Genomic DNA, 16078 nt, shown 5'->3' on the forward strand with positions numbered 1-16078 from the left:
TTTAAGTTCAATAAATAGTTGTTTTTTTGCTACATTCTTGGAAATTTTACGTCAAAGTTCTAAATAATTCTAGATTTTTGTCCAATTAGAGCTATGAATACAAGGGTACGTTTTGCCTCTGGCAAACGCACCGTCATATATTAGATCAAGATAATGTGTGAATTAAGTAAAGCACGCTACAAGTTGGATATTTTTTTTATTAGAAGTCCCTAATTGATTCTGGGTGATGAATTATTTTTTAATAATTTGCACACATCCAATTGATAACCCTTCCTCTAGAGGCAATTCATGAATTGCCTCTACGCCAATATTAGTCAGAATCAGTAACGCTGAGATTAGTACACCTAACCTACACCTACAAATAATTATTTCTTAGAAATTATCCACACTGCATGAATAATCCCAGGAATGTAACCAAAAAACGTCAAAAGTATATTAATCCAAAAGTCTATACCAAAACCTACTTGCAAAAAAACTCCCAAAGGCGGTAAGAAAATGGCACACAGAAGACGAACTAAATCCATTTGAACCTCCTGTTAATCTCATAAAAGACAGCTTGTCGGCGAAGTGATTCACCACTGCTCAAGTATATTTGTACCTTTCAAAGATAACATTGCCACTCTCAATCTAGACCATGGTTGAGATGCGGTAAACCGCACTCAAGATTAGCCACCACTAATTTTGGCTTTATAACCTAGCTTGGTCAAAATCTCGACAATTTTCTGCTTGTGTTCGCCCTGAATTTCAATTTCGTTGTCTTTAATTGTCCCACCTGTCCCACACTGGGTTTTCAACTGTTTCACCAAATCTGCCAAGGTTTCTGGTTTGGCTTGAAAACCGCTAATCACTGTGACGGTTTTGCCTTTGCGTCCTTTGCGGGAAGCTTGTACTTTGAGATTTTGTTGTTGTGGGGGCAGTTCTGAAATTGGTCTTTCTGTGGCGGCGGAGTTGTCGTTGCCAAATTCGCGGTAGACAAAGCTTTTGTCAGAAGATTTGGGATTGGAAGAAGACATAAAATGAATGTTTAAGAAAAATTTTAAAGGCAGTGGAAACTTCTACGCAACCATTCTGCTGGGATATCTATTTCTAGGCTAACATCACAAATCCATTGCAAGGGATTTAAAGTAATTGGGCATAGGACATAGGGCATAGGGCATTGGGCATTGAGTCTCAACGAATAATTTAGTCCCCAATCCTTAGTATCCATTCCCCAGACTTTTCTATAATAATTAAATCATTCCCGTCATCAAAATCAAATCGTGGCTACTACTCCCCTATCTCCAAGTTCAACTGCTCAGGTTCCCGATACGCTAGGTCGCTTTGGACGCTTTGGCGGTAAATATGTACCTGAAACGCTGATGCCTGCTCTTGCTGAACTAGAAACAGCTTATCAGCAATACCGTAATGACCCTGGTTTTCAAGGAGAACTACAGCAGTTGTTGCGGGACTATGTAGGACGCGCCACACCATTGTATTTTGCTGAACGCCTGACTGCTCACTATGCCCGACCCGATCGCACGGGGCCGCAAATTTACTTGAAGCGCGAGGATTTAAATCATACTGGCTCTCACAAAATCAATAATGCCCTTGGTCAGGTATTGTTGGCAAAGCGCATGGGCAAGCAACGGATTATTGCCGAAACGGGTGCTGGACAACATGGAGTTGCTACAGCCACAGTTTGCGCTCGTTTTGGGCTGAAATGTGTAATTTACATGGGCGTTCATGATATGGAACGCCAAGCTTTAAATGTGTTCAGAATGCAATTGATGGGAGCAGAAGTGCGTCCGGTGGAGGCGGGAACGGGAACCCTGAAAGATGCCACTTCTGAGGCGATTCGCGATTGGGTAACAAATGTAGAAACGACTCACTACATCCTGGGTTCGGTAGCAGGGCCCCATCCTTACCCGATGATGGTACGTGATTTTCATGCAATAATCGGCCAAGAAACTCGCGCCCAAGCAATCGAAAAGTGGGGTGTATTGCCTGATATTCTCTTGGCTTGTGTGGGCGGTGGTTCCAATGCTATGGGACTATTCTATGAGTTTATTAATGAGTCTTCTATACGGTTTATTGGGGTTGAGGCAGCAGGAGAAGGTGTCAATACCCAAAAACACGCAGCAACCTTGACAAAAGGACGAGTTGGTGTGTTGCACGGAGCAATGAGCTATCTCCTGCAAGATGAGGATGGGCAAATTATTGAGGCACACTCAATTAGTGCGGGGTTAGATTATCCCGGTGTAGGCCCAGAACATAGTTATATGAAGGATACTGGCCGCGCCGAATACTATAGTGTGACGGATGCAGAGGCTTTGGCGGCATTCCAGCGATTGTCGAAATTGGAAGGGATTATCCCGGCATTGGAAACAGCCCATGCGATCGCCTACCTTGAAACCCTGTGTCCCCAACTAACCGACAGTCCTCGGATTGTAATTAACTGCTCTGGACGCGGCGATAAGGATGTACAAACAGTAGCCAAGTTCTTAAATGATGCGTAAGTATACGTAAAATCATTGGGAAAAAGCAATAAATAGGATCAATAATTCCAACCCCTATGCTACTGCAACCAACTCACAACGAGTTGGCAGGCCAAAATTTTGTGCAAAGTTTGAGAATGCACATTTTTAGGAATATATCTCGCAATACGCTTGGTGTTAGCGCCAAAAAACTTAAACTGCGTAGGTTGGGTTGAGAAACGTAGCTTGCTTCCCGTTTGCGTAGCGTCTCCGACAGGAGAAGGGTAACCCAACATTTTCGGTGGTTTGTTGGGTTTCACTTCGTACCCCTACAAGGATCTTGCTACAACCCAACCTACGATTATCCTGAATATAAAAGTTTTTATTTATACTTGTATTTTGTATTTTATAAGTATTAATCCTGAATTGTGTAAGATGTTGATATTTAATCATAATTCATGATCATGATATTTTTCTAAATATTAATACTGAATAATATTATAAATACATAATTTTTTTAACTTACACTAACTAAGTATGACAATCTTCGTGTATTACAAAACGAAGTTTGGAAAAGAGGTTAGATAAAATAATCATACTAATGGTAGAGGAAATTTTTTTATAAACAGTATTATTTTTTCATAATTTTATGGATTTTAAAGTTTACTGGTAGTTTTTGAACAAAAAACGCCAAAAGCAGAAGTATATAGACCTATAATCAAGTTGTCAGATTGATACTAGCTTGGTTAAGCTTTCTGGAGCTAGAGTTTCAGTTAGTTTCAGCAAATGATTAAAACAACAATCTGCAGCGTTGCTTTGGGCACTATTATTCTCAGTAGTGGGGCGATCGCTACTCCTGTAACAAATTTAACTTTTACGCCAAAATATTCAAATGTATCAAATAGTACTGTTAAACTTGTAGCATCTAGCGTTGACACTGCTGCTCTAGAACAGTCGATTTTCAACAAAATTAATGACTACAGAGTTTCCCAAGGATTAAAAAAGCTGACTCGTAATTCTGCCATCGATAATCAAGCCAGGATTCACAGTCAGGATATGGCTCAAGGTAAAGTTCCCTTTGGACATACGGGATTTTCAGAACGTATTAAAGCAGTCGGTATTCCCTACAGTTCAGGTGGTGAAAATGTCGCTTCCAACTATGGATATGATGACCCTGCGACGATAGCTGTTCAAGGCTGGCTCAATAGTCCAGGGCATCTTGCCAATATCAGAGGTAATTTTGAAAAGACTGGGATTGGTGTCGCTAGCAACAGTAGAGGCGAAATCTACTTCACACAAATTTTCCTTACTCCTGTAACAACTTCTGTAACAAATCCTGTAACAAATCCTGTTACAAATTCAACTTTTACACCGATATCTTCAAATGTATCAAATAATACTGTTAGACCTGCAGCATCTAAAATTGACATTGCTGCTCTAGAACAGTCGATTTTCAACAAAATTAATGACTACAGAGTTTCCCAAAAGCTACCAAAGCTGACTCGTAATTCTGCCATCGATAATCAAGCCAGGATTCACAGTCAGGATATGGCTAAACGTATAGTTCCCATTGGACATACGGGATTTTCAGAACGTGTTAAAGCAGTCGGTATTCCCTACAGTTCAGCTGGTGAAAATGTCGCTTCCAACTATGGATATAGTGACCCTGCGACAATAGCTGTTCAAGGCTGGCTCAAAAGTCCAGGGCATCTTGCCAATATCAGAGGTAATTATGATAAAACGGGGATTGGTGTCGCTAGCGACAGTGGAGGCGCAATCTACTTCACACAAATTTTCTTTCGCTGATAGATGTGGTAGAATTTAGGTTTTTTTATAAAATTCCCCAAACTTCAGCCTGCTAGTAAAGCTTTTGCTAAATGTTGAATAATGTAGTTTCAATGACATTTGTCTATTGAATACTACATTAGACCTCTTGCATAAATCCAAAATAAGAAGCCCAAAGAGCCAAAGCTACGCTTTGTCTCCCCTAAGAGCTTGCTCTTAAAGGTTGGGGGTGGGGTGTTAGGGACTTTTGCAAGAGGTCTATTATTTTTTTAGTAATTCATGAAAATCCTAAATTATCAGCAAAAATAACCGTGATTTCATGAAGCTGACCTATTGAAGTATTGACAATTGGAAATGATTTCTTGTACTTCCTATACAAAGATGTAGCCAGATTGCCGAAATTCATCAATACTTAATAGTATCGTGGTATATATCGTCGGAACAATAAGGTAAAGTAGAAGTCTTATATCTCTAATATATTACGCAATTCTCCATGTTCCGACAAACTGCTTTTGGCATCGCTTTAAGTGCGCTTGTCCTTGCTAGTGGATTAACGACTGTTCCGATTCCAAATTATCCTTCTACGAATACATCCACCCGTAATAAGCTGTTGTCGCTTTTTTCCAGTCAGGTTGCAATATCGACTCCTACTTTTAAAACTACGGAGTTAGAAAAATCAGTTTTTGACCAAATTAATCGATATCGGGCTTCTAAAGGACTGCCAATGTTGACCCTAAATGCAAATATCACTCAACAGGCAAGAATTCATAGTCAAAACATGGCTAGAGGTAAAACCCCATTTAGCCATCAGGGATTTGAACGGCGAGTCAAAGCTATCCCTATTCGCTACAACAGTGCGGCAGAAAATGTTGCTTTCAATCGGGGATATAGCAACCCTGTGGACGAAGCTGTTAGTGGTTGGGTCAACAGTCCCGGACATCTAAAGAATATTAAAGGAAATTACAATCTCACTGGAATTGGCGTTGCTACTAATAATCAAGGCGAAGTCTACCTGACACAACTTTTCTTTCGCACTAGGTAGATTTAATTTCTGATTTTTTTGCACAATAATATAGTGTGTGACAATACTTTTGTCTGTTGGACACTGTTATTATTTTTGAACAATTCATGACATTACAAGATTTTCAGGTGAGCGATCGCGACCTCAGTGACGCAGCCCTTGGACAGTATTTAGAATCTACAGCGATCGCAGTTGATACAGAAACGATGGTGCGACCCGTTTAGCCGAAAACTTAACACCCGTAAGGGTCTGGTGAGATGGCTAGCTTGGTTCCTTTTGAACCTTCTCCCAAAGGGAGAGGCTTCGCCAAGACAACTGATTACCTATGTAGGTGAGCCATAAATTGGCAAGTCCTACCCACCAAATGCCCGGTGTGAAAGCACTTTCCCTGCCAAAGCGACTGGACATCAAATTGGTAAAGCGGGATTGAAAGCGAGTCTCCCTAGATGCAATGGGTTTGAAACATCGCAAGCAAGACGATATGGTGAGCCAAAGCAAAGGTGCGATAAAACTTCGTTACGGTGAATGGGTGAAAGCATCTGAGACACCCAAGCCAAAAGGCAGAGGATAAGGAATCGGCTAGAGTCGTTAGACCGATTGGGCATTCCAAATAAACCCGGAGTCCCAGCATCCACCTAAATCGTCAAACAAATAGGTAATCGGAACGGGAAAACCCCATGTCTCCTCCTCTGGCGGTCGATAACAGAGGTAGGCATCCAAGCCAGATGGAGCATGGGAGTAGGATTGGGCAACAAGCAAATGCCCGTTTGTAATGAACGTGGATAAGCTGACATGCCCAGGGTTGATAGTTGGTAACTAAGAGTAAGTAGTTAAAATGCCTAATACAAGCGGTAAAAACGGATTGTGGGATGAATGGCAGCAAATCAACTGGAAAACAGTTGAAAAGGCAGTCATGAAGCTTCAGAAACATATCTATCAAGCGTCAACGGCTGGAAACGTCGCTTTAGTTCGCGCTTTGCAAAAAAGACTGACGCACTCCTGGTTTGCGAAACTCCTGGCAGTTCGCAGGATAACTCAGGAAAATTTAGGGAGAAAAACCGCTGGGGTTGACGGCGTTAAAAACCTAAAACCCACGCAACGCATGAAGTTAGCACTCAACCTGGATATAACCAGGAAGGCTAAATCCATAAAGCGTATAACAATTCCTAAACCTGGGAAAACCGAGAAGCGACACGGCAGTCGCTACAACGGGGGGAACCCCCGCAACGCGCTGCCTCCTCTAGGGATTTCTACCATGCATGACCGTGCCAGTCAATGCTTAGTCAAAATGGCGATGGAACCAGAATGGGAAGCCAAATTTCATGCGGAATCTTACGGGTTCCGTCCTGGTAGAAGTACTCATGACGCCATCGAAGCAATCTTTCAAAGTCTCTCTAGGACAACGGGTGACCGATGGTTTATTGAGGCAGATATCGAAAAATGCAACGACCGAATAAATCATGATTACCTACTAAACAAACTAGCAACCTATCCTGGTATAAGGCAAATCATTAAAGGCTGGTTGAAGGCGGGATGTCTTGATGGGACAAGCCTATTTCCAATCGAAGTTGGCACACCACAAGGCGGGGTAATTTCCCCATTACTTGCCAATATTGCGTTACATGGGATCGAGGAAAGTTTCTCTTTGAGAAAGGTTCCATCATCACTTAACACGCAATATAAACTAGTTCGATACGCTAACGATTTTGTGATTATTTTCGGTGTGGATAAAACCCCTGAAAACACAAAATCACCAAACGGTCGGGCAGGATATCAAGCCTGGATCGACTCACTTAATGAGTTCCTAAAACCTATCGGATTAAGAGTTAAAGAAACAAAAACTAAAGAAGTAAAAGCTTCAGACGGATTTGACTTTCTTGGATTCAATATCCGAAAATATCAGGAAAAAGCCGCGCTCAAAACCATCATTAAACCAAGCATTGATGCTGTTTCCAGACACATTAAACGTCTCAAGGGAGTAATTGACAGTCTACGTCATGCACCTCAACAGAAAGTAATTGCTACACTAAATCCAATAATATGTCGGTGGTGTAACTATTATAGAACTATATGCGCTAAGGAAACTTTTCATAAATGCGATTACGACTTATTCCAAATGCTGTGGGGATGGGCATATACCCGATGTCACGGCACTGGAAAAAGGGATATCAAGCGCAAATACTGGGGACAAGGTAGAGGGTGGAAGTTTGACTCAGGTGAATTCCCGTTACTACGCCATGAAGGAACCAAGATTGTAAGACATACCAAAGTCAAAGGTGTAAAATCACCCTATGACGGCGATTACGTCTATTGGGGACAAAGACTAAGCAATTACGCCAACCTAAAAACCAGAGTACAAACACTGCTCAAAAAACAAGGTGGCAAATGCAATGAATGCGGATTAAAGTTTAGGCATAACGATGCAATGGAAGTAGACCACAAAATTCCTCGTAAATCTTGGGGGTAAGGATATTTATGAAAATCTACAATTATTGCATCGCCACTGCCATGATAAGAAAACAGCATGTTTACGTGGCGTACTACGCTGCAATCAACTCAGGAGCCGTGTGTCTTGAAAGGGACATGCACGGTTCTGAAGCAGAGTTCATCACAGCAATGTGATGTTCGACTGTAACGGATTATTGCCTTCTCGCGATCGCTTGTGTCTTGTCCAGCTATGCAACCTAGAAGGGAAAGTGACTGCAATCCGCATAGCTAAAGGACAAGCTGAGGCTCCAAACTTAAAAAAACTCTTGGAAGCAACAAATGTGGTAAAAGTGTTTCACTTTGCTCGCTTTGACCTTGCGACTTTGCGAGCTAATCTGGGGATTCAGGTTCAGCCTGTTTTTTGCACCAAAATTGCTAGTAAGTTAGCCCGTACTTATACAAATCGCCACGGACTTAAAGATGTGGTGCAAGAGTTAGAACAAGTGGAACTGGATAAAAGCTCTCAAAGTTCTGATTGGGGTAACGCTGCTAGTTTATCTGAAGCTCAACTGAGTTATGCTGCCAATGATGTGCGCTACTTACTTAGTGTGCAGCAGAAGCTAATAGAAATGCTCAAACGAGAAGAACGTTGGGAAATTGCTCAAGAATGTTTTAAATTTCTACCAACAATAGTTTCTTTAGATTTATTGCAATTTAAAGATTTGTTTGAACATTGATCAAACAGTAAAGCCTTTGCAAAAGTTATTGATCTGGAGCACAATCATCACCAGACAGAATATTCTGTCTTCTGACCTCTGACCGAAGTTTCGCAGTCTCCGGCTCCGTTCCTGAATTGAGACTTTTTTGCTCATGAGAAATCAAGATTAGACCTCTTGGAAAATTTCCTAACACCCCACCCCTAACCTCTAAGAGTAAGCAAAGAGGAGAGACTTTGATATAAGTCAAAGGTAGGTGGGGTTCTTATTCTTGATTTATGCAAGAGGTCTATTCGCTAATTTTTTAAGTTATTTTTTGCCTGAGAGCCAACATTAGAATCATTCAGTGTCTCTAGGAGCTTTAGCTTCATTAATGCCTTCTTTGACATTACTGGCTCCCTCTTGAATGCCTTCTTTGACGTTACTGGCTCCCTCTTGAATATTTTCTTTGACGTTGCTGGCTCCCTCTTGAATATTTTCTTTGACGTTGCTGGCTCCCTCTTGAATATTTTCTTTGAGGTTACTGACTCCCTCTTGAATATTTTCTTTGAGGTTACTGGCTCCCTCTTGAATATTTTCTTTGAGGTTACTGGCTCCCTTTTTAATGGCTTCTGTCGGGCTAGTGCCTCCCTGTTGCTGAAGCTCTTGATTATTTTTTAGTCGATCTACAATATTGTAGTCATCTGCACCTGGGGGAGTTTTTGATTCAACAATGCCTTCTGTTGGCCCACCGATCGCCTTCCATGCTGCAAGACCACCTTTGAGTTGGGAGACATGCTCAAATCCATTAGAACGCAGTTGTTGTGCGGCTTGGGCAGTTTCTTCTTCATTAGCACCGTAAACGTAAATATCACGGCTCTTATCCAAAGAAGGTACTGCACGCTCTACCAATTCATCTATTGGCATCGGCATTGCTCCCATAATGTGACCTTCGTTGAAGGTTGGGCGATCGCGCACATCCAGTATTGTAAAAGCTGGTTCGCCCCATTCTAGACGAGTCTTCAGCACATGAACATCAGATTCTGCTTCTATTGGTGGCTGTGGGGGAATGATGCCGCCTGCTAAATTGTTAGTCATAATTATTCCTTACTGACGATATTAAGAGCAATTTACCGGACTAAATATCTTTAATTGCTCTTTCTCTGGGATGAATTTACTCAAAATATCTCCTGAGATAGAGTGGCTAATTTAAATATTCTCTACCATTTAATCCATTGCAAATATAGTCAACTTATACTATCTGAAAGAATTATTTATATTAATTTCAAGAAATATATTTGAAATTTCCGTTCTTGATATCTAATTATTTAGATAAATTATGAGGAAATTTAAATTTCTGAAATTTCCTACCTAACTAATAAAAAAATAGTCTAAAAATGAAAAATATTCAGCCATTAGTACAGGAATTGCGTACTTTTTCAATATCTGTGATCGCTAATAATAATGTCTCTTCAATCTATTACCGCACTATTGGAGTGACACAAGCAGCACTATTGAGGCAATCTTCCAACAATTTTTTATCGTAATATTCGTGACATCTCCCTCACTATTAAAGCTGTTTTTCCTGCTTTAATACTTTCTGGTGATGCTCTCAGTCCTTGGCTGATCATAGTCTCAGGCTGAAACTTGTAGTATAGTATATGCTTAAGAGGGTAGCTACATGTAAATGCACTAGCGTAGATTTTCGTAGACCTTCTTCAAGAGAGCATACCCGTTGGCTAGAGTACAGTTGAAGCGAATCGCCCAATCTACAATAGGCAGCATTATGGTTATGGTTACCACTACTACTCCCAAAATTCTGATCGTTGATGATGACTTCGGTGTCCGAAATCTCGTCTATCGTTTTTTAAGTCGGAAATATCAAATAGAGTCGGCAGCAGATGGTAAGACTGCTTTATCGTTGTTTGAGCAATTCAACCCAGCTTTAGTAATTCTGGATTGGAATTTGCCGGATGTTACTGGTTATAATCTCTGCCAAGAAATGCAGAGTCGTACTAATGTTTTAGTGCTGATACTGACTAGTAGAACTGACGAGGCTGATAAAATTAAAATCTTAAGCGCAGGTGCTGATGATTTCATGACTAAACCATTTAGTCTTGCAGAAGTTGAAGTTAGAGTAGAAGCTCTTTTGAGGCGGATACGCTACATCAATCCCTCTCCAACACAACGTATCGTTTTCAAGCAGCTAGTAATTAATCCAGATGGTCGGGAGGTAACACTTAACGATAAAACTCTCGCCTTAACAGCGCTGGAATTTAATATCTTACATTTTTTGGCAAGTCATCCTAACCAGGCTTGGAGTCGTCCACAGCTAATCCAAAAAATCTGGGGTTGCGACTATGTAGGAGATGGCCGGGTGGTTGATGTGCATATTGGTCAACTTCGCAAGAAGATGGAAGTCGATTCCAGCATACCGGAGTTTATTAAAACTGTGCGGGGCTATGGTTACAAGTTTGAAGCGCCCGACGAAAATACTAATTCCTGAACTTTCGATTTCAGGATTACTTCATAAAAAGAATGCTCAGATGAGTCAGCATTAGTCTTATTGCTTACTTAAATACTTTTACTGAGGCTTGACCGTATAACTTGCGTTAATTTGGGATATTGATACAAACTGATTTGGTAATTTCGTGTCTGCTCAAGCCTTATACAGTAATTTTATTGCTTTTAATATATCGTCTCAAAATAAGTTTCAGCAAAATCAAAATGTACAGAGCTTATCCGAAGTTTCGCCTATAGGTAAAATTTGGGACAAGCACAGAGCTAATACTGATAAAGTCTTACATTATTACGCCAAAGCAGACGAACATTATTTTCAGCAGTATGCGTGGCGCATGAGAATGTGTTCCGAGTTGCTGGAATTTCAATTAGTGCCAGAGGAATCAGAAGGCATTCTCAAGTTAAAGCTATCAGATGCCCGATTCTGTAGGGTTCGTCACTGTCCGGTTTGTCAGTGGCGGCGATCGCTCATGTGGAAAGCAAGGGCTTACAAAATTCTCCCACAGGTTGTCACTGATTACCCCAAGCACCGTTGGCTGTTTGTCACCTTAACTGTAAAAAATTGCCCGATTAAAGAACTCAAGGAAAACTTGGATTCTATAAATAAGGCTTTTAAGCGATTGACTAAATTGAAAGCATGGCCTGTGAAAGGTTGGGTAAAGTCCATAGAAGTTACTAAAGGTAAAAATCGAGTCTCGGCACACCCGCATTTACATATTTTGGCAATGGTGCCGCCTTCCTATTTCAGTCATGGCTATCTTTCTCATGCCAAATGGGTAGCCTTGTGGCAGCAGTGCTTACGGATTGATTACCAGCCTGTTGTTCATATTAGTGCGATCGCAAAACATCATAACCCTTCACTACTCATCCCAGAAATTCTCAAGTATCAGGTGAAAGAGTCAGATTTAGTGGGTGATAAAGAATGGTTTCTAGAGTTAACCCGTCAACTGCATAAAACCAGAGCGATCGCTGTTGGGGGTATACTCAGGCAGTATATGCGGGAATTAGAGGAGAAAAACCAAGACCTCATTAATGAAAGTGAAGAGATAGATGAGGTGGATAGAGAAAGTTTGTATTTCCGATGGGAGCGCAAGTTACAAAGATTTAATATAGAGTGACATCAGTGATATAAGAACAATGAGTGAGCTAAAGCCTACTTGTACAGTTGTCGGGGAAGAATATTTCCTGATATTCAATGGTCATAAAACAACTCAATACTTAAAGACTTTTAATTACTACTTCGTGATATACCGTATTTCGTTTGTATGTAATACACTTTGACCTCTCTCCTAAAAGCAGAGAGGCTTTGAATCTTACTCCCCTTCCCTACAAGGGAAGGGGTTGGGGGTTAGATCTATATTTGACTCAACTGCAAACTGTCATATCATCATTCCTCATTTTTCTTAGCCAATCTTTGACTAACCAACTCAGCCGCTAAATGTATTGCTGCTTTCATACTCGTAGCATCAGCAATTCCCTTACCCGCAATATCAAACGCTGTCCCATGATCAGGTGAAGTCCGAACAAAAGGAAGGCCAATAGAAGTATTAACTGCCCGATCAAATGCCATCAGCTTCACCGGAATTAAGCCTTGGTCGTGGTAAAGTGCCAAGTAGGCATCAGCTGAATTTTGTACTGAAGAATTTCCATACCAAGCTTGACCTGGTTTAACCCACATCGTATCTGGCGGTATTGGCCCATCTAGTTGCAATTGTGGTCGCTTTTGTCGCTCTTGCTCCAACCAGGGGATTAACCAATCCTGTTCTTCATGTCCAAGTTGTCCCTGTTCGCCACTGTGGGGATTCAACCCAGCGATCGCAATTCTCCCATTTTCTATCCCAAAATCTTTCTCCAAACACTCCACCAGCAAATCCAATTTCTGTGTCAGCAACTGCGGTGTTAATGTCTCGGCTACTTGACTTAGGGGAATATGTGTGGTAACTAATATTGCGCGAAGTATCCAACCAGTATGGGGCGATCGCGCTACAAATAACATCCCAAAACGCTCAACACCTGATTTTTGTGCCAAAAGTTCTGTTTGCCCTGGATAATTATACCCTGCGGCTTTCCAGGCAGATTTAGCGATCGGCCCGGTGACAATACCATCAAATTTACCAGCGAGTGTTTGAGCGATCGCATATTCCATATACGCAAAACTAGCTGCACCACTTACTGCATTACCTTTTCCTGGGATGATTTCACCTTTAATTTCCCTATCCAACAGCACATCGCTAACTGACAACTCCTCTGGATTTACCAAAGGTGCTAAATTTTCAGTTGAATTCAGTTTGCGATAAATCTGTGCTAGCAAATCCCGGTTACCCACAACTGTAACGTCATATTTTTGACTAATTTCCGGATCTGCTAAAGCTTTCAAAATTACCTCCGGCCCAATACCTGCCGGATCTCCCAGCGTCATCGCCAAACGCGGACGATTCTCTTTGCAAAAATTTACTAAATTACCTTGATTATTTTGATACATAAAATCTCTTCATAATTATTATCATCAATTTTCCTCAATTTCCCCATCTCCCCTTCTGCCAACAGTAGGGATTGCCTTCTAAACCAGTAGGGATTACCTGCTAAACTAGTTTAAAATTATTTACACAGGTCTAATCCTACAGCAACCATTGAAAAGCTTCTGGTAGACCTAGTTTACACACCACTTTGCATAAGGAGAATCACACCAATGGGCGGCGAAATTTTGAATGCAGCTCTATTGTCCTTCGGTTTAATATTCGTGGGCTGGGGCTTAGGCGCGTTGTTACTGAAAATTCAGGGCGAAGAAGAATAATTGAATGCTGAGTTAGGAGCAAAGCCGGAGACGCTCCGCCTCCGGTTAGGAGTTAAGAGTTATTATTCTCCCCATTCTCCACTCCCCACTCCCTTTTTCATCAAAATGAGAAAAAAGCTTGTCCGTTAACCGGACAGCAATTTCCTCATGAATCTCTCCAAAATAAATTGACTTTCTGAGAAAAGATGTAAACTTTTGTTTGCATAGGTTATTCTGATAACATTCTTTTCATAAAACATTAAAATTTATTACAACCCTCATGACATTATTAATCGTCGGTGCCACTGGCACCTTAGGAAGACAAGTGGCTCGTCGTGCTATCGATGAGGGATATAAAGTACGCTGTCTTGTTCGGAGCAGCAAAAAAGCAGCTTTTCTCAAGGAATGGGGTGCGGAACTGGTACTAGGAAATTTGCGTTACCCTGAAACTCTAGCGGAAGCATTAGAAGGTGTAACCCAAGTTATTGATGCGTCAACATCTCGCCCTACAGATTCATTGAGTATTAAACAAGTGGACTGGGACGGGAAAGTAGCATTGATTCAAGCTGCAAAAGCAGCAGGTGTAGAGCGTTTTATCTTCTTTTCGATTTTAGATGCTGATAAATACCCAGAAGTGCCGCTAATGGAAATTAAGCGATGTACAGAACTCTTCCTGGCTGAGTCAGGCTTGAATTACACCATCTTGCGGCTAGCTGGATTTATGCAAGGATTAATCAGTCAGTACGGGATTCCCATTTTAGAAGCACAGCCAGTTTGGGTGACTGGCAATTCTTCTCCCATCGCTTATATGGACACTCAGGACATTGCTAAGTTTGCTATCCGAGCATTGAGTGTACCAAAAACGGAAAACCAAGTTTTTCCTGTAGTAGGTACTCGTGCATGGAGTGCAGAAGAAATTATCAGCCTGTGCGAACGCTTATCTGGAAAAGACGCCAGAGTAACGCGGATGCCAATAAACTTACTGCGTACCGTGCGGAGCTTAATGCGGTTCTTTCAGTGGGGATGGAACGTAGCCGACAGGTTAGCGTTTACAGAAGTATTGGCTAGTGGTAAACAGTTAAATGCTTCAATGGATGAAGTATACACAGTCTTTGGTTTAGATCAGCAACAAACCACAACGCTAGAAAGCTATCTACAAGAGTACTTCAGCCGAATAATGAAGAAGCTCAAAGAGTTAGACTACGAGAAAAATAAAACTAAAAAGCAGAAATCTAAAAAAACTCCTTTTAAACAGTCTTCAAAAGTCAATAGTCAATAGTGATTACAAAACAGACATTAGTCATTAAACTCTAGACTCTGGACATTTGACTTTAGATTAATGACTAGATGACCAAAAATGTGTAAGGATTACATAATACAGAGCATCGCCTAAACTTGGATATTTGAGTGTGCCGAAAGCAGGCATTATCTATAATGACGTTAAACCGATAGCGGGCCGTGTCGCTATCGAGTTGAAAGACAAGCTAACCGCAGCCGGTTGGAATGTATGTATCACATCGAGTGTCGGTGGGATACTGGGCTACTCTAACCCGGAGAGTCCTGTGTGTCACACCCCCATTGACGGTCTGACACCCCCTGGTTTTGACTCAGATATGGAGTTTGCAGTGGTGTTAGGGGGAGACGGCACTGTTTTAGCAGCGTCTCGTCAAGTAGCCCCCTGTGGTATTCCACTGCTAACAGTGAATACCGGCCATATGGGATTTTTGACGGAAGCTTTCCTGAATCAATTGCCCCAAGCACTAGAACAGGCGATGGCGGGTGAGTATGAAATTGAAGAACGAGCTATGCTCACGGTCAAAGTGTTTCGGGGAGATTCAGTGCTGTGGGAAGCTTTGTGCTTGAATGAAATGGTGCTGCATCGGGAACCTTTGACCTCTATGTGCCATTTTGAAATTGCCATAGGGCGTCATGCGCCAGTAGATATTGCGGCGGATGGTGTAATTGTTTCCACGCCTACTGGTTCTACAGCTTACTCATTGAGTGCTGGTGGCCCAGTGGTGACTCCTGGCGTACCTGCTTTACAGCTAGTACCCATTTGTCCTCATTCCCTAGCTTCTAGAGCATTGGTATTTCCAGATACTGAATCGGTCAACATTTACCCAGTCAATATTCCTCGGCTGGTGATGGTAGTAGATGGTAATGGGGGGTGCTATATCCTACCAGAAGATCGAGTATATATGGAGCGATCGCAATATAGTGTCCGATTTATTCGCCTGCAACCGCCAGAGTTTTTCCGAATTTTGCGAGAAAAATTAGGTTGGGGTTTGCCACATATCGCTAAACCAACTTCTGTAGAATTGCCGTAGTCATTGGGCATTGGGCATTGTTAAAGAGGCGAGGGAGCAAACAGAAAATTCTTCCCCTCTGCTCCCATGCTCCATGC

Annotated in this window: 14 protein-coding genes and 3 pseudogenes; 12 read left to right on the forward strand and 5 right to left on the reverse strand. The window is 41.6% G+C overall.

What is annotated here, in order from left to right:
* Nucleotides 1-365: 365 nt before the first annotated feature.
* Both V7L29_RS33225 and V7L29_RS33230 read right to left on the reverse strand, forming a co-directional pair.
* The gene (locus tag V7L29_RS33225) at nucleotides 366-524 is read right to left on the reverse strand and encodes a YqaE/Pmp3 family membrane protein (RefSeq protein ID WP_334738163.1); all 159 of its coding nucleotides are present in this window, start codon (nucleotides 522-524) and stop codon (nucleotides 366-368) included.
* A gap of 141 nt (nucleotides 525-665) precedes the next feature.
* Complete coding sequence (locus tag V7L29_RS33230) at nucleotides 666-1013, reverse strand: translation initiation factor (RefSeq protein ID WP_334738164.1); 348 nt, start codon at nucleotides 1011-1013, stop codon at nucleotides 666-668.
* A 246-nt stretch (nucleotides 1014-1259) separates the two neighbouring features.
* Here V7L29_RS33230 and trpB point away from each other — a divergent pair, with 246 nt between their 5' ends.
* The 4 genes and pseudogenes from trpB to V7L29_RS33250 form a co-directional block, all read left to right on the forward strand.
* Entirely contained in the window at nucleotides 1260-2495 is a 1236-nt protein-coding gene (gene trpB, locus V7L29_RS33235) for a tryptophan synthase subunit beta (RefSeq protein WP_334694263.1), read from the forward strand.
* A 744-nt stretch (nucleotides 2496-3239) separates the two neighbouring features.
* Complete coding sequence (locus tag V7L29_RS33240; RefSeq protein ID WP_334738165.1) at nucleotides 3240-4259, forward strand: CAP domain-containing protein; 1020 nt, start codon at nucleotides 3240-3242, stop codon at nucleotides 4257-4259.
* 472 nt (nucleotides 4260-4731) lie between these two features.
* Complete coding sequence (locus V7L29_RS33245) at nucleotides 4732-5280, forward strand: CAP domain-containing protein (RefSeq protein ID WP_334694261.1); 549 nt, start codon at nucleotides 4732-4734, stop codon at nucleotides 5278-5280.
* Between the two features lie 86 nt (nucleotides 5281-5366).
* A pseudogene (locus V7L29_RS33250) lies at nucleotides 5367-5468 on the forward strand (ribonuclease D); the annotation flags it as partial.
* A 379-nt stretch (nucleotides 5469-5847) separates the two neighbouring features.
* On the opposite strand, the gene V7L29_RS33255 reads toward V7L29_RS33250, so the two are convergent.
* Nucleotides 5848-6018 carry a hypothetical protein gene (locus V7L29_RS33255; protein WP_334694260.1) on the reverse strand — a complete coding sequence of 57 codons (171 nt, stop codon included), beginning with the start codon at nucleotides 6016-6018 and terminating at the stop codon, nucleotides 5848-5850.
* Nucleotides 6019-6094: 76 nt separating this feature from the next.
* Here V7L29_RS33255 and V7L29_RS33260 point away from each other — a divergent pair, with 76 nt between their 5' ends.
* From V7L29_RS33260 to V7L29_RS33270, 3 genes and pseudogenes are all read left to right on the forward strand, one after another.
* Complete coding sequence (locus tag V7L29_RS33260; RefSeq protein WP_334738166.1) at nucleotides 6095-7726, forward strand: group II intron reverse transcriptase/maturase; 1632 nt, start codon at nucleotides 6095-6097, stop codon at nucleotides 7724-7726.
* 4 nt (nucleotides 7727-7730) lie between these two features.
* The gene (locus V7L29_RS33265; protein WP_334694269.1) at nucleotides 7731-7835 is read left to right on the forward strand and encodes an HNH endonuclease; all 105 of its coding nucleotides are present in this window, start codon (nucleotides 7731-7733) and stop codon (nucleotides 7833-7835) included.
* Nucleotides 7836-7895: 60 nt separating this feature from the next.
* Nucleotides 7896-8423, forward strand: a pseudogene (locus tag V7L29_RS33270) (ribonuclease D); the annotation flags it as partial.
* 609 nt (nucleotides 8424-9032) lie between these two features.
* Here V7L29_RS33270 and V7L29_RS33275 read toward each other — a convergent pair.
* A pseudogene (locus V7L29_RS33275) lies at nucleotides 9033-9479 on the reverse strand (rhodanese-like domain-containing protein); the annotation flags it as partial.
* Between the two features lie 688 nt (nucleotides 9480-10167).
* Between V7L29_RS33275 and V7L29_RS33280 the strand changes: the two are divergent.
* Both V7L29_RS33280 and V7L29_RS33285 read left to right on the forward strand, forming a co-directional pair.
* Nucleotides 10168-10887, forward strand: a complete 720-nt coding sequence (locus V7L29_RS33280) for a response regulator transcription factor (protein WP_334694258.1) — start codon at nucleotides 10168-10170, stop codon at nucleotides 10885-10887.
* A gap of 145 nt (nucleotides 10888-11032) precedes the next feature.
* On the forward strand, nucleotides 11033-12019 hold the full coding sequence (locus V7L29_RS33285; protein WP_334738167.1) for a protein rep: 987 nt from the start codon (nucleotides 11033-11035) through the stop codon (nucleotides 12017-12019).
* A 269-nt stretch (nucleotides 12020-12288) separates the two neighbouring features.
* Here V7L29_RS33285 and pdxA read toward each other — a convergent pair whose 3' ends face one another.
* Nucleotides 12289-13383: a 4-hydroxythreonine-4-phosphate dehydrogenase PdxA gene (pdxA, locus tag V7L29_RS33290; protein WP_334738168.1), complete on the reverse strand. Its 1095-nt coding sequence runs from the start codon at nucleotides 13381-13383 to the stop codon at nucleotides 12289-12291.
* A gap of 207 nt (nucleotides 13384-13590) precedes the next feature.
* Here pdxA and petM point away from each other — a divergent pair, with 207 nt between their 5' ends.
* The 3 genes from petM (at nucleotide 13591) to V7L29_RS33305 (ending at nucleotide 16001) form a co-directional block, all read left to right on the forward strand.
* Nucleotides 13591-13695, forward strand: coding sequence for a cytochrome b6-f complex subunit PetM (petM, locus tag V7L29_RS33295; protein ID WP_334694256.1), 105 nt, complete (start codon nucleotides 13591-13593; stop codon nucleotides 13693-13695).
* Between the two features lie 259 nt (nucleotides 13696-13954).
* Nucleotides 13955-14953 (forward strand): SDR family oxidoreductase, encoded by a 999-nt coding sequence (locus tag V7L29_RS33300; protein WP_334738169.1) that lies wholly within the window; start codon nucleotides 13955-13957, stop codon nucleotides 14951-14953.
* A gap of 130 nt (nucleotides 14954-15083) precedes the next feature.
* A complete protein-coding gene (locus V7L29_RS33305) occupies nucleotides 15084-16001 on the forward strand; it encodes an NAD(+) kinase (RefSeq protein ID WP_334738170.1) in 918 nt (305 codons plus the stop codon).
* Nucleotides 16002-16078: the final 77 nt, after the last annotated feature.

The organism is Nostoc sp. (assembly GCF_036916575.1).
Taxonomy (GTDB): Bacteria; Cyanobacteriota; Cyanobacteriia; order Cyanobacteriales; family Nostocaceae; genus Nostoc.